Annotated in this window: 19 protein-coding genes and 1 other RNA gene; 7 read left to right on the top strand and 13 right to left on the bottom strand. The window is 58.4% G+C overall.

Going from position 1 to position 22,071, the window contains the following annotated elements:
* Positions 1-35 precede the first annotated feature (35 nt).
* A complete protein-coding gene (locus CLU93_RS05540; RefSeq protein ID WP_099760305.1) occupies positions 36-1,103 on the top strand; it encodes an SDR family oxidoreductase in 1,068 nt (355 codons plus the stop codon).
* Between the two features lie 116 nt (positions 1,104-1,219).
* Here CLU93_RS05540 and CLU93_RS05535 read toward each other — a convergent pair whose 3' ends face one another.
* The 3 genes from CLU93_RS05535 to CLU93_RS05525 all read right to left on the bottom strand — a co-directional run bounded on the left by CLU93_RS05535 (position 1,220) and on the right by CLU93_RS05525 (position 2,781).
* The gene (locus CLU93_RS05535) at positions 1,220-2,164 is read right to left on the bottom strand and encodes an SMP-30/gluconolactonase/LRE family protein (protein WP_180287812.1); all 945 of its coding nucleotides are present in this window, start codon (positions 2,162-2,164) and stop codon (positions 1,220-1,222) included.
* A 63-nt stretch (positions 2,165-2,227) separates the two neighbouring features.
* On the bottom strand, positions 2,228-2,470 hold the full coding sequence (locus CLU93_RS05530) for an Imm32 family immunity protein (RefSeq protein WP_099760304.1): 243 nt from the start codon (positions 2,468-2,470) through the stop codon (positions 2,228-2,230).
* A gap of 5 nt (positions 2,471-2,475) precedes the next feature.
* Positions 2,476-2,781 (bottom strand): hypothetical protein, encoded by a 306-nt coding sequence (locus tag CLU93_RS05525; RefSeq protein WP_099760303.1) that lies wholly within the window; start codon positions 2,779-2,781, stop codon positions 2,476-2,478.
* Between the two features lie 269 nt (positions 2,782-3,050).
* Between CLU93_RS05525 and CLU93_RS05520 the strand changes: the two genes are divergently transcribed.
* Both CLU93_RS05520 and CLU93_RS05515 read left to right on the top strand, forming a co-directional pair.
* Positions 3,051-4,421, top strand: coding sequence for a hybrid sensor histidine kinase/response regulator (locus CLU93_RS05520; protein WP_257224892.1), 1,371 nt, complete (start codon positions 3,051-3,053; stop codon positions 4,419-4,421).
* Between the two features lie 233 nt (positions 4,422-4,654).
* Positions 4,655-4,897, top strand: coding sequence for a hypothetical protein (locus CLU93_RS05515; RefSeq protein ID WP_099760302.1), 243 nt, complete (start codon positions 4,655-4,657; stop codon positions 4,895-4,897).
* A 48-nt stretch (positions 4,898-4,945) separates the two neighbouring features.
* Here CLU93_RS05515 and CLU93_RS05510 read toward each other — a convergent pair whose 3' ends face one another.
* The 3 genes from CLU93_RS05510 to CLU93_RS05500 form a co-directional block, all read right to left on the bottom strand.
* Complete coding sequence (locus CLU93_RS05510) at positions 4,946-6,100, bottom strand: sensor histidine kinase (protein ID WP_099760301.1); 1,155 nt, start codon at positions 6,098-6,100, stop codon at positions 4,946-4,948.
* A 180-nt stretch (positions 6,101-6,280) separates the two neighbouring features.
* Positions 6,281-6,637 carry a hypothetical protein gene (locus tag CLU93_RS05505; RefSeq protein ID WP_099760300.1) on the bottom strand — a complete coding sequence of 119 codons (357 nt, stop codon included), beginning with the start codon at positions 6,635-6,637 and terminating at the stop codon, positions 6,281-6,283.
* A 26-nt stretch (positions 6,638-6,663) separates the two neighbouring features.
* Positions 6,664-7,284: a penicillin-insensitive murein endopeptidase gene (locus CLU93_RS05500; RefSeq protein ID WP_143451702.1), complete on the bottom strand. Its 621-nt coding sequence runs from the start codon at positions 7,282-7,284 to the stop codon at positions 6,664-6,666.
* 93 nt (positions 7,285-7,377) lie between these two features.
* On the opposite strand from CLU93_RS05500, the gene CLU93_RS05495 reads away from it, so the two are divergent.
* The gene (locus CLU93_RS05495) at positions 7,378-8,241 is read left to right on the top strand and encodes a hypothetical protein (RefSeq protein ID WP_143451701.1); all 864 of its coding nucleotides are present in this window, start codon (positions 7,378-7,380) and stop codon (positions 8,239-8,241) included.
* Between the two features lie 519 nt (positions 8,242-8,760).
* On the opposite strand, the gene CLU93_RS05490 is transcribed toward CLU93_RS05495, so the two are convergent.
* The 7 genes from CLU93_RS05490 to ompA all read right to left on the bottom strand — a co-directional run bounded on the left by CLU93_RS05490 (position 8,761) and on the right by ompA (position 16,883).
* Positions 8,761-9,063: an HNH endonuclease gene (locus tag CLU93_RS05490; protein ID WP_099764253.1), complete on the bottom strand. Its 303-nt coding sequence runs from the start codon at positions 9,061-9,063 to the stop codon at positions 8,761-8,763.
* A gap of 612 nt (positions 9,064-9,675) precedes the next feature.
* Positions 9,676-10,377 carry a DUF2971 domain-containing protein gene (locus CLU93_RS05485; RefSeq protein ID WP_099760297.1) on the bottom strand — a complete coding sequence of 234 codons (702 nt, stop codon included), beginning with the start codon at positions 10,375-10,377 and terminating at the stop codon, positions 9,676-9,678.
* Between the two features lie 111 nt (positions 10,378-10,488).
* On the bottom strand, positions 10,489-13,464 hold the full coding sequence (locus CLU93_RS05480; RefSeq protein WP_099760296.1) for a TrlF family AAA-like ATPase: 2,976 nt from the start codon (positions 13,462-13,464) through the stop codon (positions 10,489-10,491).
* Positions 13,465-14,132: 668 nt separating this feature from the next.
* Positions 14,133-14,493, bottom strand: a transfer-messenger RNA (tmRNA) gene (ssrA, locus tag CLU93_RS05475).
* A gap of 83 nt (positions 14,494-14,576) precedes the next feature.
* Entirely contained in the window at positions 14,577-15,281 is a 705-nt protein-coding gene (locus CLU93_RS05470) for an HAD family hydrolase (RefSeq protein ID WP_099760295.1), read from the bottom strand.
* Between the two features lie 68 nt (positions 15,282-15,349).
* Positions 15,350-16,045: a bifunctional 2-polyprenyl-6-hydroxyphenol methylase/3-demethylubiquinol 3-O-methyltransferase UbiG gene (gene ubiG, locus CLU93_RS05465; RefSeq protein ID WP_099760294.1), complete on the bottom strand. Its 696-nt coding sequence runs from the start codon at positions 16,043-16,045 to the stop codon at positions 15,350-15,352.
* A gap of 127 nt (positions 16,046-16,172) precedes the next feature.
* Positions 16,173-16,883 carry an outer membrane protein OmpA gene (gene ompA, locus CLU93_RS05460; protein ID WP_099760293.1) on the bottom strand — a complete coding sequence of 237 codons (711 nt, stop codon included), beginning with the start codon at positions 16,881-16,883 and terminating at the stop codon, positions 16,173-16,175.
* Between the two features lie 648 nt (positions 16,884-17,531).
* Here ompA and gyrA point away from each other — a divergent pair.
* The 3 genes from gyrA (at position 17,532) to serC (ending at position 22,017) form a co-directional block, all read left to right on the top strand.
* Positions 17,532-20,210 carry a DNA gyrase subunit A gene (gyrA, locus tag CLU93_RS05455; protein WP_099760292.1) on the top strand — a complete coding sequence of 893 codons (2,679 nt, stop codon included), beginning with the start codon at positions 17,532-17,534 and terminating at the stop codon, positions 20,208-20,210.
* A gap of 106 nt (positions 20,211-20,316) precedes the next feature.
* Positions 20,317-20,901 (top strand): DUF2059 domain-containing protein, encoded by a 585-nt coding sequence (locus tag CLU93_RS05450; RefSeq protein WP_165829331.1) that lies wholly within the window; start codon positions 20,317-20,319, stop codon positions 20,899-20,901.
* 24 nt (positions 20,902-20,925) lie between these two features.
* Positions 20,926-22,017, top strand: coding sequence for a 3-phosphoserine/phosphohydroxythreonine transaminase (gene serC, locus CLU93_RS05445; RefSeq protein ID WP_099760290.1), 1,092 nt, complete (start codon positions 20,926-20,928; stop codon positions 22,015-22,017).
* Positions 22,018-22,071: the final 54 nt, after the last annotated feature.

Below are 22,071 nucleotides of genomic sequence, written 5' to 3'. Positions count from 1 at the left end.
GATATGATGGGTTTTTCTTTCGGAGGCTTTCTAACATGCAAAAACACGCCCTCATCATCGGCGCCAGCGGCGTCATCGGCAGCAACCTTGCCACGCATCTGCTCGGCGAAGGCTGGCAGGTGACGGGCGTCTCGCGCGGACGCACGCCCGTGCCGGCCGGCTGCACGGCCTTGCAGCTCGATGCGACGGATGGCGCGGCCGTCGCCGCCGCGCTGGCGGGCCTGGACGCCAGCCACGTCTTCTTCACGGCCTGGGCGCGCCAGAAAAACGAGCAGGAAAACATCCGCGTCAACGGCGCCATGGTGGCCAATGTGCTGGCCGCGCTGGGGCCGAACGGCCACTTGCGCCATGCGGCGCTGGTGACGGGTCTCAAGCACTACCTGGGACCGTTCGATGCGTATGGCAAGGGAACAGTGCCTGTGACGCCGTTCCGCGAAGAGCAGGGCCGCCAGCCCGTGGAGAATTTTTACTATGCACAGGAAGACCGCTTGTTTGAAGCGGCCGCTCAGTACGGTTTTACGTGGAGCGTGCACCGCCCGCACACCATCATTGGCTACGCGCTGGGCAATGCCATGAACATGGGTTTGACCCTGGCCGTGTACGCGAATTTGTGCAAGGCCAGCGGCGCGCCCTTCGTCTTTCCCGGTTCGCCCGCGCAGTGGCACGGTTTGTCCGACATGACGGACGCGGGCCAGATCGCGCGCCACCTGGCGTGGGCGGCGGACAGCCCCGCCGCACGCAACGAAGATTTCAATATCGTCAATGGCGACGTGTTTCGCTGGAAGTGGCTGTGGCCGCGCCTGGCCGCGTATTTTGGCGTGGCAGCGGCAGACTTGCCGGAAACGATGGCGCCGCTGGCCGAGCGCATGCAGGATGCGCCCGCGCAATGGCGTGCCATCGCGCAGCAGCATGATCTGGCGGAAGCCGATATCAGCCGCCTGGCTTCCTGGTGGCATACGGATGCCGACCTGGGGCGGCCGATGGAAGTCATGACGGACATGGGCAAGAGCCGCAAGGCCGGTTTCCTCGACTACCAGGATACGCAGGATGCCTTCTTCAGTCTGTTCGAGAAATTGAAGGCGGAGCGCGTCATTCCGCGCTGACCCGGTCGCCGCCAACGATGTTGTCGGCTTACGCCGTTCCGGCTAAGCCGACCTACCGGGCCATCGTGGTAATGCGTAGGTCGGCTTGGCGCGCAAGCGCGTAAGCCGACATCCTGCTATTCGGCCTTGCGTCGCTCCTGCGCCCGCTGCCACTCCAGGCCCGGGCGGTCGACGCGAAATTGCAGCAGGCGTCCCTGCACCACTTCCGTCACATACGCCGTGCGGCCGTCGGGGCCGCCGAAGGTGATGTTGCTGGGCTTGGCGCCGGGCACGCTGATCTCGCGCAGGATGCGCCCCTGCGGCGACAGTTTCACCACCGTGCCCTTGCCGTAGCGCGTCACGTACAGGTTGCCGTCGACATCCACGCGCATGCCATCCATGCCGAAATCGTCAAACTTGATCAGCAATCGCTTGCCGCTCAGGCTGCCGTCGGCGGCGATGTCATACATCCAGATATTGCGCTGCACGCTTTCATTCACGTACAAAATCTTGCCGTCGGGGCTCACTTCGATGCCGTTGGCCGTGCCCATGGTGTCGAGCGCCAGCGTCACCGTGCCGTCTTGCGCGATGCGCCACACGCGGCCCGTGTTTTCCTTCCAGTTCGGGTCGCTCGCATACAGCACGTCGTCGGCCGTGATGGCGATGTCGTTCGGCTGCGTCATGCGCGGCTCGCGCGCGTGGATGGTGAGCGCGCGCGTGGCCGGATCGACCAGGTAAATCGTGTGTTCCATATAGTCTGCCAGATACATCTGGCCCCGGCTGCCGAAGCGGATGCCGTTGGCGATGCTGGTGCCGGGCAGCGTCAGGTACACCTCGCCCATGCCGCCGGGGCTGACCTTGCCGATGGTTTGCTGGCGCGCAAAGTTGACGGCGTAGATATTGCCATCCGCATCCACGGCCGGCCCTTCGATGCCCTTGGTGAAGGAGTGCGCGGGCGTGAAGGTGGTGGTGAGGAACAGCGCTTCGTGCGCGGGCGGACTGGCGCAGGCGGACAGGCTGGCCAGCGCGGCGGCCAGCACGGCGGCGCGCAGCGCCGGCAGGGCGGTTCGGGAATGAGGCATCAAGGTTCTCTGTATGGCAAGGGTGGCGTATGTTACCCGACGCGCGCAGACCGGGGCGCCAGTCTATGCCGCCACTACCACCAGGTCGGGGAAGTCGTCCTGCCAGCCGGCCCAGGCATCCTGCAAATGCGCGTGCATGCCGGCGCGTTCTTGCGCCAGATCAAAGGCGTCGGCGCTGGCCAGCAGAAAATGGGCGATGGCGCGCAGGGTGGCCGGGTCGGCCTCGATGGTCACGTCGGAACAGCGTTTGGGACGTTCGGCGGCCTCGTCTTGCAGATAGCAGTGCAGCGATAAGTGTGGGGTCATGGTTGTCAATTATTGATGTAGGCGCCCAGCATGGCGTGTGCGTTCAGTGCGGCGCAGTTGCTCACTTCGTCAGCCTCGTCGGGCGGCACGATGCGCGGCGAAAACAGTTCGATGCTGTCGGTCTCGGGCACAAACAGCATCTTCTCGTAGTTTCTCTGCGAGAACTTGACGACCTTGCCGCGCTTGCTGCCGTAGCGCTCGACGCGCTCACCCACGTGTTCGAACCAGGCAAACAGCTGCGCGCTGGCCGCGGCGGGAATGAAGGGACTGTTTTTTGCGAATTCGCCGACGAGGAAATGGTATTGGTCCATTGGCAATGCGGGGGAGGGTTGCGACAAGCGCATTTTTGCACGGAGTGCAACATGTTGCCAACGCGTGCGCGCGGCTATTCCGTCAGGCGATCTGATCGATAAGTAAGCTAATGCTTTCATTTCATAAGGAAAATAGAGTATCGTGCTCAGCTATAAAGTAATACACCGTATGCAGCAATAGAGCTGGCGTGCGCGGCGAGGTCTGAGTGAACGCCGCGGAACGAAGAGTTGTCCTTGAGGTCGGCCCCCACAGGCCGTACATCGTTACCATGCACCACACAGCACTCTCGCCGGATCCTGAGGATGCGCCCGCCCAGCAGTTGTCCTCCGAGCAAAATCTGCAGGCATTGCATAACCGCGAAGTCAAACTGCTGCGCGAGACGATCAATCAACTGTTGATCATGGCCAAGATGCAGATGCAGGAAAAGGACAAATCTGACGCCTTTGGCATGTTGATCATGCAGTTGCGCGAAGCCAATCAAAACCTGGTGCTGGCAACGTTTGGCGCCCAGGATATGCAAGCGTCCGCCGAAGCGACAACCTTGCGCCAGACGGAATTTCTGGCCATGCTCGCGCACGAGTTACGTAATCCCTTGCAGCCGCTGGCAATGGCCAATGATTTGCTGGCCAAGAAGGTCGACCTCGACCCTCAACTGGCGCACGTGCATGACGTGATCGGCCGCCAGGTGGCGCACATGGCGCGCCTGATCGACGATTTGCTCGACGCCTCGCGCGTCAGCAGCGGGAAGATCACCTTGCAGCTGGCGCCCATCGTGCTGAGCGACATCATCGCCAGCGCCGTGGAAGTCGGCCAGGCCAGCATCAGCCAACGCCAGCAAGTGCTGAGCGTGAGCATGCCGAAGGAAGCCCTGGTCATCGAAGGGGATCTGGTGCGTCTGACGCAAGTGTTTGCGAACTTGCTCATCAATGCAAGCAAGTTTACGCACGAGTTTGGCCATATCGACGTCGTCGTCAGGCGCCACGATGATCTGGTGGAAATTGCCGTCAGCGACGACGGCGCCGGCATCGCCCTCGATATTCAGCCCTTCATCTTCGACTTGTTTACCCAGGGTTTCCGTTCGCTGGAACGGGCGCAGGGCGGCTTGGGCATCGGCCTGTCGCTGGTGCGCATCATTACCCAGTTGCATGGTGGAACCGTGGACGTCTTCAGCGCCGGGGTCGGCTTTGGCAGCCAGTTTGTCTTGCAGCTGCCCCTGTCGTCGCTGGCGCCGCCGCAGACGGACTTGCAGGCGCTACCTGCGACGTGCGCATTGCCGCGCCGCATATTGCTGATCGAGGATAACGCCGATGCGGCAGAAATGCTGGCGCTGCTGCTGATGCAGGACGGCCACCATGTCGACGTGCGCAACGACGGCCCCAGTGGCTTGCGCGCCGCGCTCGATGCCCCCTACGATATGGTCGTGTGCGATATCGGCTTGCCGGGCATGGATGGTTTCCAGGTTATCAGTTCGGCACGCGCGGCCTTGCCGGCGCCGCTGCCGTGCTTTGTCGCCGCGTCGGGTTACAGCCAGCTTGGCGAGTTCGACCGCGCTGGCGAGGCAGGGTTTGACCACTACCTGGTAAAGCCCATCAATATCGACGCTTTGTCGAAAATAATCATGGCAACGGTTCCTCACTGATAGGGCGGAAATGGCCGCCTTGACCGACATCGTCATGCAGTGCCACATCGAGCTCGAAGGCCAGTTCAAGCGTGTGGTATCGGTGGTGAAGGTGGGTGGCCTGGACGCATGCTGTTGGTGACGGCTGAGTTGAGGCGTATGATGGACGTGCGGCCATGCCGACGGCGATGGCTGTACCCAAGGGGACGGATGATGCGTCTTCTGGGTTTCCCAGCTGATCAAGAGGAGATATGATGGACAAACCCGAATTCATCCTGGCCGCGAAAGCCATGGAAACGCTGGAGATGTATCAAACGTTTTATGGTCACTCCAGCGAATACCAGGCGCACCAGCAGGAAGTCTTGACGCTGCTGCGCCACAAGGGCGCCTCCCTGCTGGTGTCGGAACATGGCCCGGCCAAGTTCCTGCTGGCCTTTGCCGATGCGCTGGAAGCGGCCAGCTTGCCGGGCGAGTATGTGCCGCTCAGCCGCAGATAAGGCGACCCCGCCCCGGCAGGGGCGGTCGTCTTCTCCGAGGGCGCGCGGCTAGCCGCCGTTCGCTCCCTCGTTGCGCCACACCCTGGGCAGGCGCACGGTAAATATCGTGCCGCTTTCCAGGCTCGACTCGGCGCCGATGGTGCCGCCGTGCGCGCTGGCGATTTCACGCGCGATAAACAGGCCCAAGCCGATACTGGTGGCGTTGGGCGCTTTGTGATCGTCGGAAATGGCCAGCTGTACCAGGGGATCGAAAATGCTCTTCAGCGCAGCCTCCGGGATCTGGCGGCCGAAATTCTTCACTTGCACCACGGCCGTATCGGCGTCGCCGCAGGCCGTGATGCTCACCGGCTGGTCGTCGGTGCGGTATTGCGCGGCATTGTTGAGCAAATTGGAAAACAGCTGGGCCAGGCGGGCCGCATCGAAGTCGCCGATCATCTCGCCCGTGGTACTCAGTTCAAACTTGCACTGCGGGTGAGCGGCCGAGGCATCCTCGACGGCTGTCTTGCAGATTTCCCCCAGGTCGCCCAGGCTGGGCGAAATGGGCATGCGTCCCCCCAGTTGCGTCCTGGCAAATTCCAGCAGATCGTTGACCATGGTGGTCATGGTGGCCGCGCTGCGGGCAACCCGTGCCCCGATCTGCACCGTGGAAGCAGAGGTCGCGCTCGGCCGGCTCAGCAGCGCACCGGCCATCGTCATCGTGCTCAGCGGACTGCGCAAATCGTGGCTGAGGATGGCGAGAAAGGTATTGCGGGTGCGGTCGCTCTGCTGCGAATAGCGTATCGCCGATTCCTGCAGTGCCTGGTCGATCGCTTCATTGAAGCGCAAGATGTCTTGCGTCGCCGTTTTCGTCGTCACCGACACCTGTGCCATCCACAGGCGCAGCACGCTGGCCCGCATGGCGCGAAATTCCGCCGTCAGCTGCGGCAGCGTAAAGCCGATCTGCTGGCGCAGCGAGCCATGCGTGGCCGCTGCTGTTTCCTTGCCTTCTATTTCCGACACGCCCGTGGTCGATTTCTTTTTCCGCTGCGCCGCGTTCTCGATGACATCCATGTCGCGCACGATGGTTTGCAGCATCTGCTTCGCATGATCGCGTAATTCGGCTTTCGAGATGGCGTTGCCAGGAATGGGAAGCGACCTGGCGAAGAGTTCCCACTCTTCCAGGATTGGCTCCAGATGGCCGGTAATAAAGCGCGATAGTTTCACTGTGGACCAATGTGGTATGGAAGAGGCGCCAGTGTACGCTGTTGAGGTGAGGGATGGGGGATTGGGTTCTGCTACGGGTGTCATATGCAGGTAGAGTCGCTCAGGCGGAAGAATTCGGCTGGCTGTGCGCCGGTACAAGGAGGCGGGCCCTGGTTTTAGCTGTGCCAGGCAGCGCCAGGGCTAGCAGATTGCTCCATACATCCCTTTTCCCGTACGCAGGTCGAGTCCGAAATAGCATTCGTATGCTGCCCCTTTTGTATGCACGCAGCTAATATCCCCCCTGCGCCGCTCACGGTAGTCCGCCGAGGAACTGCATGCCTGCTCCTGTTTCACATCGGGGCCGAGCTGGGCAAACAGTTCCCGTGCCAATTCCCCTTTGACCATGATTGCCACTTTCCGGTCGTTTCGCGTGGGCGGCAGCATGTCGGACAGCGTTCCCCCATAAATCTGATAGTCACCCTGCAAGGGGCGTGGTTCGCCAGTCCATGCCGGCGGCTTGTCCGCAGCTTGGGAAGGTAAGAATACAGCGAGCGCCATGGCGCAGCATGCAAGCCGAGTATTCATCAGTGCTCTCTGATTTCAATGTGAAGATGATCGTCGTGCCCTTGCAGAGACCGGACGCGCCCACCGGCAATCGCCTTTTGTACCTCACCGTCGTTAAAGAAGACCTTGGTGACCATGGGATGGCGCAAAAACAGCCGTATCAATTTGATGGTGGCGTCCCGGTCATATACGGCATCAAAGCGCGACACGCGTGCGCACTGGCCTTCCAGCTTGTCCTTCCGCAGGGGGCGTAGATCCATTTCAATGCCCTTTCTGTGGCTCACATGCTTGTCGTACGCCAATCCTTCCGCGATGCTGATATTGCCGATGCCAAATTTCCGATCATCAATTGCCTGCCATTCACGTTCGATGTAAAAGATCAGGGATAGCAAGCTGGGGTGCGCATATTGGGCCATATGGCCGGAATGTGGCATCCGGTGCAGATTGCCATAGACGTAATACCCGGCATCTTCCGGAGCTTGGGGCAGGATAAAAAACCCGCGCTTGTCTCTGGGCTGAACTTCAAGCATGGTTGACTCCGCCAGGCGCAACGGTGGGGGGAACTGGCATTGTTTCGTATTTCTTTCCACCGGGAATTGCGGTATCGCAAACAATGGCGAGCTGGGGTCGGATTTGTCCATCGCTCTCGGCGGCGCGTGCGCCAGCCTTGTCCATGTAGAATTGGCAACATACGGATCGATGTATCCCCCCTTCATTGCGGAGTACGCACTAACGTGACACAAACATTGCAAACCTGGCTGCTGGCCTGGCGGGAAGCCTTCACGTGTATCGGCCTGGGACTGCGCGATGCGCGTCATGCGGGCTTGTGGTGGCGCTCCGCGCTGTGGTGCATGGCGGTCGTTGCGCTGTGGCTGGGACTGTATAGCTGCTTCGGCCGTTTCTTTGTCGAACTGAGCGCCATGCTGGCGCTGGTGTCCGTCACCGGCTTGCTGGGCCTGGGCGTGATGGATGGCGTCGGGACACTCGCCAACGGGCCGGCCACCGTCTCGCAGATGGGCAATATCGCCGGCGGCCTGGGCAGCGCCGCCAAGGCCCTGCTGTCGATCGGCCAGATCGCCCTGGCGCTGCTGGCGCTGGCTGCTTTTTTCTATGTGATGGTCTTTATCGTCGGCGCCATCGGCACGGCGCGCTTGCCGCTGCGCTGGTTGTTGCTGGAGCGCGCCAAGGTCGTGGCGGCGCGCCGCTATGTTGCCTGGCAAGCGCCGGCCGGACTGGATGCCTCCGCCGCGCGCCCCGCCTGGCGCAAGCGCCTGTTGCTGCTGCTTTCCCTGCTGATTCCCGTGTGGGCGATGTGCGTGCTGATCTCGTACTTGCTGGCCTGGAATGTGCAAATGATCTACGGCGCGGCGGCCGAAGAGGTGCTCAGCGTGGAACAACAAACGGCGTTGCGCCGCGAGCAGCGCCCGGCGATCTTTGCCCTGGGTCTGCTGTTGTGCTTGCTGATGCTTGTACCGGTCCTCAATTTATTGTTGCCTGCCTTGCTGTGCACGAGCGTGTGCCACTTGCAGCGCCGCGGCTGGCGTGCAACCAAGGCGCGAGGGTCAAGTCCGCCATTCGTACACGACCTGAGCGGCTAAGGTTATCGTCAGGAAAAACCACCTGCGGCGCAGAACCTGGTCAGGCGTATCGGAGGGGATGGCGCTTGCAAGCTGCCCGTCCCCCGCAGCACCCCCGCACCCGTACCGGACGCCGATGCAATGCCCGCGTTCTGCATGCATGGAATAAATAGAAAGGGCCTCGCCGCCAAAACGGGGAAGCCCTTCTATTTATTCCGTGGTGGAGACGGCGGGAATCGAAGCTACCGCAAACTGGGATTGTTTAGGAATCTTGAAGGTTTTACTGGAAAAATACAGACAATCAAACCGCAACGGCAGCTGTCGGCCTGTTGTGTTGAAAAACGCCGGTACGTTGACCTGTAGATAGAATTCCTGCCAGCCTGGACTGGCCAGTACCGTCGCTAGTGACCGATCACCGGCATGCTGGAGATCTGAGACCTCCCGAAATTGTTGCCACTTAACTTTTTCAACACAGTAGGGAGGAAGCGCACGGCGCCGATTAGCGCTCTGAATTGCCACCAGTACTTCAGACCGCGATTTTCAGCGCGGGAATTTATATCGTACCAGCAGCGTAGGTCCTTTGCCGCCGGATGGCGTCAGCAGTATCTCGTCACCGGGCTGCATCTCTTCATACATTACCGTGCAACAGGTCGGCATTGAGTGGCCGCGCGCGGGATAAACGCCAACGTCAGTGTGCAGGGTCGCAGCGCGTACGTCCACGCTGGTTTCGCCGGCCTTTGCTGCTTCTTGCAGCTGCTTGCGCAGTGCCGTGACGAAGTCCCCTTTGCTGAGTCTGGCAGGTGCCGGGTTTGCTTGCGGGCGAGCGGTTGCGTCGTTTTTCATGGCATTTTCCTTCAGTGTATACATTCCCGCCACTATATCATCGGCCCCTGATGTTGCATGACAGTCAGCCGGTAGATCGTTAAAGAGCGAACACAAATTTCGCTTTTGATCCGGCCGTCTGAGCTGCATCCGGCATCCAACGTCCCCATGCTCTGGTGCGTGGTGCTAGCGGGTGCGAGGGGCAGGTCCGCCATGCCTACACGGCCTGAGCAGCTGATGTTGTTAGGAAACCGCCTGCGGCGCAAGAGCCAGTCAGACGAATCGGAGAGGGTTGCGCTTGCAAGCGCAACCCGGTTTTGCGGCGCCGAGCTGCGCTCGCCGAAGGCCCCGCAAAACCCCCGCGTCCGTACCGGACGCGGATGCGACGCCCGCGTTCTGCATGCGTTGAATAAATAAAAAGGGCCTCCCCGCCAAAACGGGGAAGCCCTTTTTATTTATTCAGTGGTGGCGGCATCAATCAAACTGGATAGAAAATATAATTTAAAATCAATGGCCTACAAAAAATAATTAGGATAAATTAATATAATACCCCCAAAAATGCCCCCAAAAAAACTAGATTGCGTTGGACGCCATTGGACACTGTAAGTGTGAAAAATGCAATAATTCATTCAACTACCACTCATCATCGTCATCCAGATTCATTGGAAATGGCGATTTGTAAAGAACTGAGCGCGATACATCGCCCCGAAATTTTAACTTCTCTTTAAAGTAAAACTGAAAAGCGCCAACCAGCTCTGGCGGAGCTCTCGGATCAAGTAAGATTCTGTTAATTAAAATGTGAGGTTCAACAGGCACAGTCAATCCGCTTAAGGCAGGTCTTCGTATTGCGTCATCATCAGGACAGTAGATCGAGGCCCGCCACTCGCTCTCATGCGCAAATGCATCCCGTTTAAGATAAAGACTATCAGCCGCGCGTCCGATAGAAAAATTTTCAAGAAGATCATTTTTAATCGCACGAACAGATTTGTTAAGTTCACCTTGGGGCATGTACTCAACTTCCTCGCCTCGCCATTTATAACCTTTAGGCGCAGCCCAAGCCTTAACAGCGGCTCGAAGTTTTTCCTTTGTTGTTGATATTCTAACTCCCATGCCATTCGGAGAATAGATTCGCCACATTGCATCAGAAACAGCAAGTTGACACCAGCATTGCGCAAAAAGAAGATGACTATGCTTGTGATTGAGGCGCATTTCGTAGGGATCATCCCAAGTTTTTGGATGAGCAAAAAACAGTTCTTTGCGTTCAAATATTTGAACCACTCGCGTGAAATCCATTATCCGATATAACGAAGAAGATTTCTGTGTACTACTAGTCATGCTCTACTCCTTACTTGTGCTAATCAAGTGGGAATCGGTTGGCATATTTGTTCAGAAAAAGTCTCTACAAAATATAATCCCGTAACCAATCTAAACTGCGAAATCATCTTGTCAACGTTCGAGCTTTACTCGAAGACGACGAGAACGTTCCCTGAATGCTCGCTCTCCACCTTCGAGTATATCGCATACAACCTTACGAATTTCCGCGTCTTCAAGGCCGCCAGCAACATAGTTGAAAGAGGGAAGGCCTCCATCGGAGGACGGGATTGCATCTGCCACGATTATCTGGTCCGCATCGGTATTGATAACTAGATTAGCATTATGGGTAACGATTATCACTTGACGTTTTGACTTGGCTTCGATGAACAGCGAAACCAGTTCATCGAAGACAGATTTTGGATCGAGATTTTCCTCAGGCTGATCAATGATCAGTGGGCGATCATCGGCATCGTCTAGAGCTAAGTAAAGGAGTAGCAACACAATACCACGAGTGCCAGGAGATAATTTTCGGATGTCAATCCCATCATAAACTATCTCGTATCTGACAGAGATATGGCTCGTACTAAATAGCCAGCCTGCGAACTGCTTCGACCACTGGCGGAAGGCCTCCTTCTCCGTTGGCGCGTAAGGTGCATGGCTCAACAGCGCTTTAGAATGCGCAGCGATAAAGTTCGCCATTGCGCGCCGAACATCGTCAGCGCTCCCCGTTTCCCAGACCGGCTTGAGTTCGGCGAGCGCCAATTTTTCTAGAGCCCCACGACCGTAAAATGGCCCTGCTTTGCGACAATCGATTAGTTCATCCTCTCCAAAGGTAGCCCAGGCTGAAGTGTCGACAACCCGTAAGACTCTAAAACTAAGTTTCTTCAATGTTCCAGACGTCGCAGCTATCCGCTCCATCAACGGAGCGTATAATTCGATCAAAGCTTGCTGCTCACTGATGACCGCCGTAAATAGCCGTCCGTAAGCATCTTCCCGTTCCTTTTGCAGATCCTTCCTCCGTTCGGTTGCTCCTTGCGCATCAGCCAAACGCGTCTTTAAAGTCTGAAGGGCACCGTTCTCGGTTGCGATCTTTTTAGAAAGCGCAGCGTACTGATTTCGAATAACAGTATCTGCACTAATGAACCTCTCTAGTCTCGCCATCTCTGCCTTCAATACAGCGAGCGACACTGACTTCAAATCAGCATCGGCAGCAATCAGGACAACATTGGGATCATCGCTAGCAGGAGCCATGCCGTTAAGCTTTCCGACTTCGTGATCAACCCATGTAAGATAGCCATGTAGCGCGCTGTCGACATTACCTTTGTAAATAAATAGAAAGTCATTCCACTGTTCCGCATTAAGGCCGCTCCCTTGATGCCGCGTCACGGCTTGGCGCAGCATTTCCGGGGCCTTTGAAGCACGAGTATTTTGCACCTCATCCTGCATCGCGACAAACGTGCGGCGCTGCGTACCGAATGCAGCCACACGTGCTGTTAATGTCTGAGCTGCTTCGCTAAGTGCTGTGTGGCGTTGGGCTTGCGCCTCAGTCCCTTTGACTACAAGCTTTGAGAGATCAGCAGTGTAGCCTTTGATTAAACTCTCTTTGCCTGCGACTTGATTGGCTAGGCTTACCACGAACGCTTCTTTTTCCAGTTCATCAGCTATGTGGTCAGACGTCGCGGAGATCGCCTCAACCTCACGCTGTCTAGCATGTTGAAATCGAAGTGTGCGTTGATCACGAAACTCGTCGAAGCTAAATGCGCCATCCTGTCCTTGCTCCGAGTGTGCCTCAAAGATCACTCGTTCGATTTCGCGAACAAGCCCTTCCGAAGCCCCCTTAGAGGAACACAGATTCTCGACAAACTGCTGAGAGAGATAGCGCGCTCTAGGATACGACATTGCGTCGCTCGCGGACCTGCCGTCAAGGTGACACTCCGTGATCGCTCCGCCTCCCCAAGTTAGTTTGACCTTTCCATTCCCGATAAGTGGCCGCGCTCTAGCAAGAAATGAAGGGCTGATGTTTTCATCAGCGGACCAAACACTCTCTTGGATCGCATCGCATCCGGCAGCTATCATGTCCGCTAAAGCTGTTTTTCCAGAACCCCGCGCGCCAACAATCGCGACAAGGCCAGGATTGAGTGGAACTGACTGGGTGATCACCCACGGGGCATTCTCGATTTCAACATGTGAAATTACTTGGGATGGTATCGCTGCTCCCGGAGGTTCAATTCCAACGTAAGCTCGTCCGCCTGGATCAATGCACGCTTGGCGAAGCGAATCGAACGTCAGAGCGCCTTTTACCCATGAAAACCTGTCACCTACAGGTCGGCCAGTAGAGGCTTGATCATGGGCATCGCTTCCATGAAGGCACGGTTTACAGCCATCATATCTCGCATGCAATTGCAGGACGCTAACATCTCGTAAACCAAGCCAAAACTCTCGCTGGGCCGGACTACTAGCAAAGATGATGTGCGAAAATTTCTCAATCTCTTGGCGCATGGTCTTATCCGCAGCTTGCCGTATCCCTGATGTCCCGTCACCAGCAGCACCAGCAACAGCAATAATGATGTTCTTTTTCGCCCAAGCATTTTCATTGTAAGCAGTCTTCAGCTGGGAAAAATTAACTTTGAACTGAGTAGCGCCATGAGCCAGTGCAGCACGAGGTTCTATGATAGAAGGTTCTGCCGCCATCCCCAAACGAGTTAGATCACCAGGCGTACAATCGAATGTGTCACCATGTGCAGAAAAATGAAGCCGTGAAAGGAACCTACGAATTTCCTCGATGTGTGCCGGATCTTCTGGGCTGACCAATAAGTGCAAATTCACAAAACCCGATTTAGCCGCAACATCTAAACGTAGTTCAATGTTTGGAAAGATTAACTTAACCCTAGGCAGTCGCTCTGCGGCCTTCCGCCGCAAAACTTCTTCGTATATGTCAGTTGTATAGTAATCAGTGACGGCGATAACTTCTATCGGTGGCGAGCTTTTTTCCAATGCGCTGATGTAGTCCTCCCACGGGTCAGTGCCCCCAAACTGATCGTTCAAGACCGTGCCGGGTCCGTGAATATGCGGCTCCCAGCGATGCCATTCAGATCCGCGTGTAATCATCTCGCCTCTTTTTCTAACCAATCCATCTTCGACTGAATACTCGTGCATCCAATTTAGTTGACCAATTTATTTTGGTCGCGATTTTTCGCCCGAGCGCAAGTTGAACATATTACAACACACTTAGGTTTCTGCGTATTAATTTCTTCCACCACATTCTGGCAGCATCGACGAGCTTTCCTGTATTAAAGGGGCAAGCTTTGTCAGTGGAACTCCCGAATCTTTATTGAGCCAGAAAATTTCGGATCTATATTTTTAGAATAAGATCGAGAAACTGATTAAATCAACGCTAGCACCGTTGTCTCTGCCTTGCCGACTCCACCTCATTAAAGGCATAACTCCGCAGCCGCCTGAGCTGCGGAGTTATGCCCTCTTTGTTTCCCCTTGCGCGGTATCGGGAGCGAGGGTCAGGTCCGGCATTCTGCACAGCCTGAACCGCTAAGGTTGTCGTTAGGAAAAACCGCCTGCGGCGCAAGAGCCAGTCAGACGAATCGGAGAGGGTTGCGCTTGCAAGCGCAACCCGGTTTTGCGGCGCCGAGCTGCGCTCGCCGAAGGCCCCGCAAAACCCCCGCGTCCGTACCGGACGCGGATTGATGCCCGCGTTCTGCATGCGTTGAATAAATAAAAAGGGCCTCCCCGCCAAAACGGGGAAGCCCTTTTTATTTATTCAGTGGTGGAGACGGCGGGAATCGAACCCGCGTCCGCAAGCACTCCACAGACAGTTCTACATACTTAGCACTATCATTTAATTTAACTCAGCCAGCACGGATGTGCACGTTATGGGCAAGCGAGTTACCTATTATTTAGTCGGACGCTAAGTAACCCAGCATCAGACGAGTCCCTGTAAATGACTCTAGAGCTTTTAACGGCCCACCCCAGGGACGAGGTGTTCTAGAGCTAACAGCAATTAAGCTGCCAGTGCGTACGAGTTATCGTTTGCAGTTAAGTTTTTTCAGGTTGTATTTACGAGGTAGCCCGCCCTCGGTATGCCCTGCGCTGCTTTGCAACCCACGTCGAAACCAGGTCGTCCCCACAGAACCTTCATTGTAGCGCAATCTTCACACTCTTGCATGATGCATTCGTTTGTTGGCGCGCCAGATCAAGTGGAGGCCGATTTATGCCGCCAGCTGTCGCGCCTGCGCCGCCTTCACCACGCCAGTCACCAGCTCGAGCAGGGCCTGCGGCGTGTCCAGCAGGTGGTCGGCCTTCCAGTGCTGCGGCTCGACGGGGCCGCAGTAGCCCCAGGCGCAGGCGACCGTGCGCATGCCGGCGGCGCGGCCGGCCTGGATGTCGCGCAGGTCGTCGCCCACGTACCAGCAGTCTTGCGGTGCCAGGTCCAGGCGGCGGGCCGCTTCCAGCAGGGGGGCGGGGTGCGGTTTCGGGTGGGACATGGTGTCGCCCGAGATCACGCAGCCGGCCGCGCCCAGGCCGATCTGGCCCACCAGCGGGTCGGTGAAGCGGGCCGCCTTGTTGGTGACCACACCCCAGGCCAGGCCCAGCGTTTGCAAGCCGTCGAGCAGGGCGGGGATGCCGTCGAACAAACGGCTTTCCACGGCCAGGGCCGCTTCGTAATTGTTCAGGAAGCCGTCTTTCAGGGCTTCGTAGCCGCTTTCGCCAGGTTGCACGCCATACGACGCGCCTATCATGCCGCGCGCGCCGGCCGAGGCGGTGGGGCGCAGGATGTCATACGGGGTCGGTGCCAGGCCGGCGCGTGCGCGCAGCAAATTGATGGCCGCCGCCAGGTCGGGCGCGGTGTCGGCCAGGGTGCCGTCGAGGTCGAACAGGATGGCGCGCGGGGCTGGCAGATGGTCTGTGATCATGGCAGGCAAAGTGTGTCAAGTAAGAATGAAAAATGGCGGCCGCAGCCGCCTTGTATTGTGCGTGATGGTTACAGTGGCCGGGTGCAGGCCACCAGATAATTGACGCCGGTATCGCTATTAAGTGAGTAAATCTTGGTCAGCGGATTGTAGCCCATGCCGCGCATGCTGTTGATGTCCAGGCCGGCGCTGCGCAGGTATTGCGACAGTTCGGCCGGGGTGATGAATTTGTCATAGTCGTGCGTGCCTTTCGGCAGCAGGCGCAGGATGTATTCGGCGCCGAGGATGGCGAACAGGTACGCTTTCGGGTTGCGGTTCAGGGTCGACAGGAAGACGTGGCCGCCCGGTTTCACCAGCGTGGCGCAAGCCTTGACGATGGCGGCGGGGTCCGGCACGTGCTCGAGCATTTCCATGCAGGTCACGACGTCGTACTGGCCCGGCTCTTCCTCGGCCATGGCTTCGGCGGCGATCAGCTTGTAGCGTACCTTGGCGCCCGATTCCAGGCTGTGCAGGTCGGCCACTTTCAGGGCCTTGTCGGACAGGTCGATGCCCGTCACGTCGGCGCCCTTGCGGGCCATCGATTCGGCCAGGATGCCGCCGCCGCAGCCGATGTCGATCACGCGCTTGCCGGCCAGCGGCACTTTCGCGTTGATCCATTCCAGGCGCAGGGGGTTAATTTCGTGCAAGGGACGAAACTCGGAAGTGGGGTCCCACCAGCGGTGGGCCAGCTCACTGAATTTTTGGATTTCGAGAGGGTCGGCGTTCATAGGTCGAATAATAGCGGCAATTTTACAATCGGGCAGCCACGGACGAAAAAAAACCCCGCCGCGGCGGGGTTTTTCATGCTGTCCTTGACTTGCGCGATGACTTGCGGCAAGTCCGGGGGCTCAGCTATTACTTGTTGCGGGTACCAACAACTTCGATTTCCACGCGACGGTTTTTCGCACGGCCTTCGGCAGTTTTGTTATCAGCAACAGGTTGTTTCTCGCCTTTGCCTTCGGTGTACACGCGGTTGCTTTCAACGCCTTTGGTGACCAGGTAGGCTTTGACAGCATCAGCACGACGTACCGACAGTTTTTGGTTGTAAGCATCGGTGCCGACGGAGTCGGTGTGACCCACAGCGATGATGACTTCCAGGTTGATGCCGCCCAGTTGTGCGGACAGCTCGTCCAGCTTGGCTTTGCCTTCTGGCTTCAGCGTAGCTTTGTCGAAATCGAAGAATGCATCAGCAGCGAAGCTGACTTTTTCCGAGGTAGGAGCAACAACGACTGGTACTGGTACGACAACGACTGGTGCCGGTGCTGGTACGACCGGTGCTGCTGGAGCCACGCATTTGCCGTCTTGCAGGGTTTCTGGAGCTACGCACAGTGGCACGTCGCAACCTGGCACTGCGTCAGCAGGTGTCCAGTAGCCGGTGCGCCAGCACAGACCGAATGGATCGCGCACGATCACGCCGCGGGCATCTTGCACGTAAGCGCTTTTTGGGCTTGGTGCTTTGATGTCAGTGGTAACTGGCGCGAATGGTGGGGAGGTTGGGGTTTGGGCCGAAGCCGAGCCAGCAATCACTGCGGATGCAGCGAAAAACAGCGTTACAAATTTATTCATTCTTTTTTCCTTTCGGGGGGTGATATCCGCAGAACAACACTGCGCTACTGGTGCTACGTGCCAAGATTTTATCATGTAGACCATATGCGCTCGTTTCAGATTGCGAAACTAGCAATTAACTTCTCAGTCATTTTGCCACACGCATCAGGGGCGCACGACCGTGGTTAAATCAAAGCTTGCCCGATTTTAGACCGTGCGTTGTTTTTGCGCAACGAAAATGCCCATTTGTAACGCATCTGTAACATTTGATCGCTTTTTTTGCCACTTTGAAGGGCAGGTGTCTTGAACTGATATTGTCATTGTGCATTATCGACAGGTCAACATGCACGCCCCCGGTGCAAACTGCCAATCTTGTTGGTATGGCCAATTTGTACAGGTAGCTGGGCGCGCATGCTAAAATCGTGCGCTTGACTGTCAAGAGTGTCGAGCACGGCGGCATTGCATGGCCAGCAGGTACCACTGCGGTACCCGTACTGGCCGTGCCGCCAGCCCGCCGATTTGTTCTGGCACTCTGCGACATGGACGCCGGGCCGCGCCAGCAGCGCACGGCGCAGCGTCCACGACGACAGCCACCCAGGATATGCAGTATTGCGTCATACATTGCGTAACAGATAAGTTAACCACAGCCTGAGATCAGTCGAACCGCCAATGGATCAATTCGCAAAAGAAACAATTCCTATTTCCCTCGAAGAAGAGATGCGCAAGAGCTACCTCGATTACGCCATGAGCGTGATCGTCGGTCGCGCCTTGCCCGATGCGCGCGATGGCTTGAAGCCGGTGCACCGCCGCGTCTTGTTCGCGATGCATGAAATGAATAACGTGTGGAACCGCCCTTACGTCAAGTGCGCCCGCGTGGTCGGCGAAACCATGGGTAAATACCATCCCCACGGCGATGCCTCGATCTACGACACACTGGTGCGCATGGCGCAGGATTTTTCGCTGCGCTACATGCTCGTCGATGGCCAGGGTAACTTCGGTTCCGTCGACGGCGACGGCGCCGCGGCGATGCGTTACACCGAGTGCCGCCTGGACAAGATCGCCGGCGAACTGCTGGCCGATATCGACAAGGATACCGTCGACTTCCAGCCCAACTACGATGGCAAGGAAAAGGAACCGACGGTCTTGCCGACGCGTATCCCGAACCTGCTGATCAATGGCTCGTCCGGTATCGCGGTCGGCATGGCGACGAATATTCCGCCACACAACATCACCGAAGTCATCGACGGCGCGCTGCACGTGTTGCGCAACCCCGATTGCACGATCGATGAATTGATCGAGATCATTCCCGCTCCCGATTTCCCTACCGCCGGCATCATCTATGGCGTGTCGGGCGTGCGCGACGGCTACCGCACGGGCCGCGGCCGCGTGGTCATGCGCGCCAAGACCCACTTCGAAGAATACGGCAAGGATGGCGGCCGCATCGCCATCATCGTCGACGAGCTGCCATTCCAGGTCAACAAGAAATCCTTGCTGGAACGCATCGCTGAAAACGTGCGCGACAAGAAGCTCGACGGCATTTCCGATATCCGCGACGAATCCGACAAGTCGGGCATGCGCGTGGTGATCGAGCTGAAACGGGGCGAAGTGCCGGAAGTGGTGCTGAACAACCTGTACAAGCAGACCCAGTTGCAAGACACCTTCGGCATGAACATGGTGGCCCTGGTCGATGGTCAGCCGAAGCTGCTGAACCTCAAGCAGATGCTGCAATGCTTCCTGTCGCACCGCCGCGAAGTGGTCACGCGCCGCACCGTGTTCGAACTGCGCAAGGCGCGCGAACGCGGCCACGTGCTCGAAGGCCTGGCTGTCGCGCTGGCCAATATCGATGACTTCATCGCCATCATCAAGGCCGCGCCGACGCCGCCGATCGCCAAGGTCGAGCTGATGGCCAAGGCCTGGGATTCGTCCGTCGTGCGCGAAATGCTGGCCCGCACGGGCGACGGCACGACGCCAGGCGGCATCGATGCCTACCGTCCGGAAAACCTGCCGAAGCACTACGGCATGCAGGGCGATGGCCTGTACAAGCTGTCGGACGACCAGGCGCAGGAAATTCTGCAAATGCGTTTGCAACGCCTGACCGGTCTGGAGCAGGACAAGATCGTCAATGAGTACAAGGACGTGATGGAACATATCGCCGACTTGCTCGACATCCTGGCCAAGCCGGAACGCGTCACAGTCATCATCACCGATGAAATGACGGCGGCGAAAAACGAATACGGCGCCGGCAACAAGGACGTGCGTCGCTCGCAGATCGAGCTCAATGCCACCGACCTGGAAACGGAAGACCTGATCACGCCGCAAGACATGGTCGTGACCCTGTCGCACACCGGTTACATGAAGGCGCAGCCGATTTCCGAATACCGTGCGCAGAAGCGCGGCGGACGCGGCAAGCAAGCCATGGCGACCAAAGAGGAAGACTGGATCGACCAGCTGTTCATCGCCAATACGCACGACTACATCCTGTGCTTCTCGGATCGTGGCCGCATGTACTGGCTGAAGGTGTGGGAAGTGCCGCAAGGCTCGCGCAATTCGCGCGGCAAGCCGATCGTCAACATGTTCCCGCTGCAGGACAATGAAAAGATCACCGTGATCCTGCCGCTGTCGGGCGAGAACCGCACGTTCCCGGAAGACCATTACGTGTTCATGTCGACCAGCCTCGGTACCGTCAAGAAGACGCCGCTGAAGGACTTCAGCAATCCACGCAAGGCCGGCATCATCGCGGTCGACCTGGACGACGGCGACTTCCTGATCGGCGCGGCGCTGACCGACGGCCAGCACGACGTGATGCTGTTCTCCGATTCGGGCAAGGCAGTACGCTTCGACGAAAACGATGTGCGTCCGATGGGCCGCACGGCGCGCGGCGTGCGCGGCATGAACCTGGAAGAAGGCCAGCACGTGATCGCCCTGCTGGTGGCCGAGAACGAGCAGCAGTCGGTACTGACGGCAACCGAAAACGGTTACGGCAAGCGTACGCCGATCACCGAGTACACGCGCCATGGCCGTGGCACGAAAGGCATGATCGCCATCCAGACCAGCGAGCGCAACGGTAGAGTGGTTGCCGCGACCCTGGTCGATACCAGCGATGAAATCATGCTGATCACCACCGGCGGCGTGCTGATTCGCACCCGCGTGTCGGAAATCCGCGAAATGGGCCGCGCGACGCAGGGCGTGACCCTGATCGCCGTGGAAGACGGCACCAAGCTGTCCGGCCTGCAGCGCGTGGTGGAAACGGATATCGACGAAGTCGAGCTGACGACGGAGGCGGATGCCGCGCCTGCGCCGGCAGCGGCTGAACCAGCCGATCCTGTCGATCCGGCCCAGCCGGAGTAAGATGATTGGGGCTCTTTCGGGAGCCCCAATTGCTATTGGCGCGCCAGTTGCGGCGCCAACCTGCGTGTCCCAGGTTATTCCCCGCTTTTATAAAGTCCCGCATGCCATGAGAAAAATCGTCGCCACCTTCTTCGCCGCGTTTTCGCTGGCCTTCCTTGCGACCCTGCCGGCCCTGGCCCAGAGCGCGCAAGCCACGCCTGCGCGCCAGGCGGCGCCCAGCCCCGCCATGAAAGTGGCCGTGCGGCGCATGCTCGACGCGATGCAGTTCCCGCAGCTCACGCGCAGCATCTTCGACCAGATGCTGCAATCGGTGCCCGCCATGATCCGCCAGTCGGCGCAGCAGCAAATCAGCAGCAACCCGAAGCTGGACGAGCAGCGCAAGGCGCGCGCGCTGGCCAGCGCCGAGGAAGAAATCCCCGTCGCCATCGCCACCCTGACGCAGGTGCTGGCCGACCCGACCCTGATCGACGAGTTGAGCGCCGAAATGGTGCCCCTGTACGCGCGCTTTTACACGGTGCAGGAAGTCGAACAGCTGACGGCCTTCTACAAGACGCCGCTGGGACGCAAGATGCTGGCCACCATGCCGCAACTGTCGGCCGAATCGATGGCCATCAGCCAGCGCGTGCTGATTCCGCGCGTGAATGCCGTGCTCGAGCAAGTCATGCGGGCGGCCACGCAGCCGCCCCAATAATTCCATTTTACCAAGGACCGTATCGTGACCCATATCTACAATTTTTCAGCCGGCCCCGCCGTCCTGCCCAAGGAAGTGCTGGCGCAAGCGGCCGCGGAAATGCAGGACTGGCATGGCAGCGGCATGTCGGTGATGGAAATGAGCCACCGTGGTCCCGAATTCATCTCCATCTACCAGCAGGCGGTAGCTGACCTGCGCGAACTGTTGGCCGTGCCCGACAACTACAAGATCCTGTTCCTGCAGGGCGGTGGCCTGGGCGAGAACGCCATCATCCCGATGAATCTGGTGGGCCTGGCCGCGCAGCAGCCGGCCACCATCGACTTCGTGCATACGGGTTCGTGGTCGGGCAAGTCGATCCAGGAAGCGGCCAAGTATGCCAACGTCAACGTGGCCGCGTCGTCCAAGGCCACGCGTTTCACGGGTGTGCCGCCGGTGGGTGAGTGGCAGCTGACGCCAGGCGCCGCCTACCTGCACATCTGCACCAATGAAACCATCGACGGCGTGGAATTCCAGCAGGCGCCAGGCGTGCCGGCAGGCACCACCATCGTGGCCGACATGTCCTCGCATATTTTGTCGCGCGTGATCGACGTGTCGCAATACGGCGTGATCTTCGGCGGCGCGCAGAAAAATATCGGCCCGGCCGGCCTGACCCTGGTCATCGTGCGCGAGGACTTGCTGGGCAAGGCGCTGCCGATCTGTCCGTCCGCCTTCGACTGGAGCATCGTGGCCGAACATGAGTCGATGTACAACACGCCGCCCACCTACGGCATCTATATCGCCGGCCTGGTTTTCCAGTGGCTCAAACGCCAAGGTGGCGTGGCGGCCATGGAACAGCGTAATATTGAGAAAGCGGCGCTGCTGTACGCGGCGCTCGATGCGGACGACTTCTACCAGAACCGGGTCGATCCCGCATACCGCTCGCGCATGACCATCCCGTTCTATCTGCGCGATGAAAGTCTGAACGACGCATTCCTGGCCGGCGCCAAGCAGCGCGGCCTGCTGCAACTGAAGGGCCACAAGTCCGTCGGCGGCATGCGTGCATCGATCTATAACGCGATGCCGATCGAGGGCGTGCAAGCCCTGGTCAACTATTTGAACGAGTTTGCCGGACGCTGAGTCGACTAGACGACCGCGCCGGCCCGCCGCCGGCGCAGGCCGCGCGGCCATGAT

This window comes from Janthinobacterium sp. 35 (assembly GCF_002754575.1).
Lineage (GTDB): Bacteria > Pseudomonadota > Gammaproteobacteria > Burkholderiales > Burkholderiaceae_D > Janthinobacterium > Janthinobacterium tructae.
This window is presented reverse-complemented; position numbering and strand designations above follow the sequence as displayed.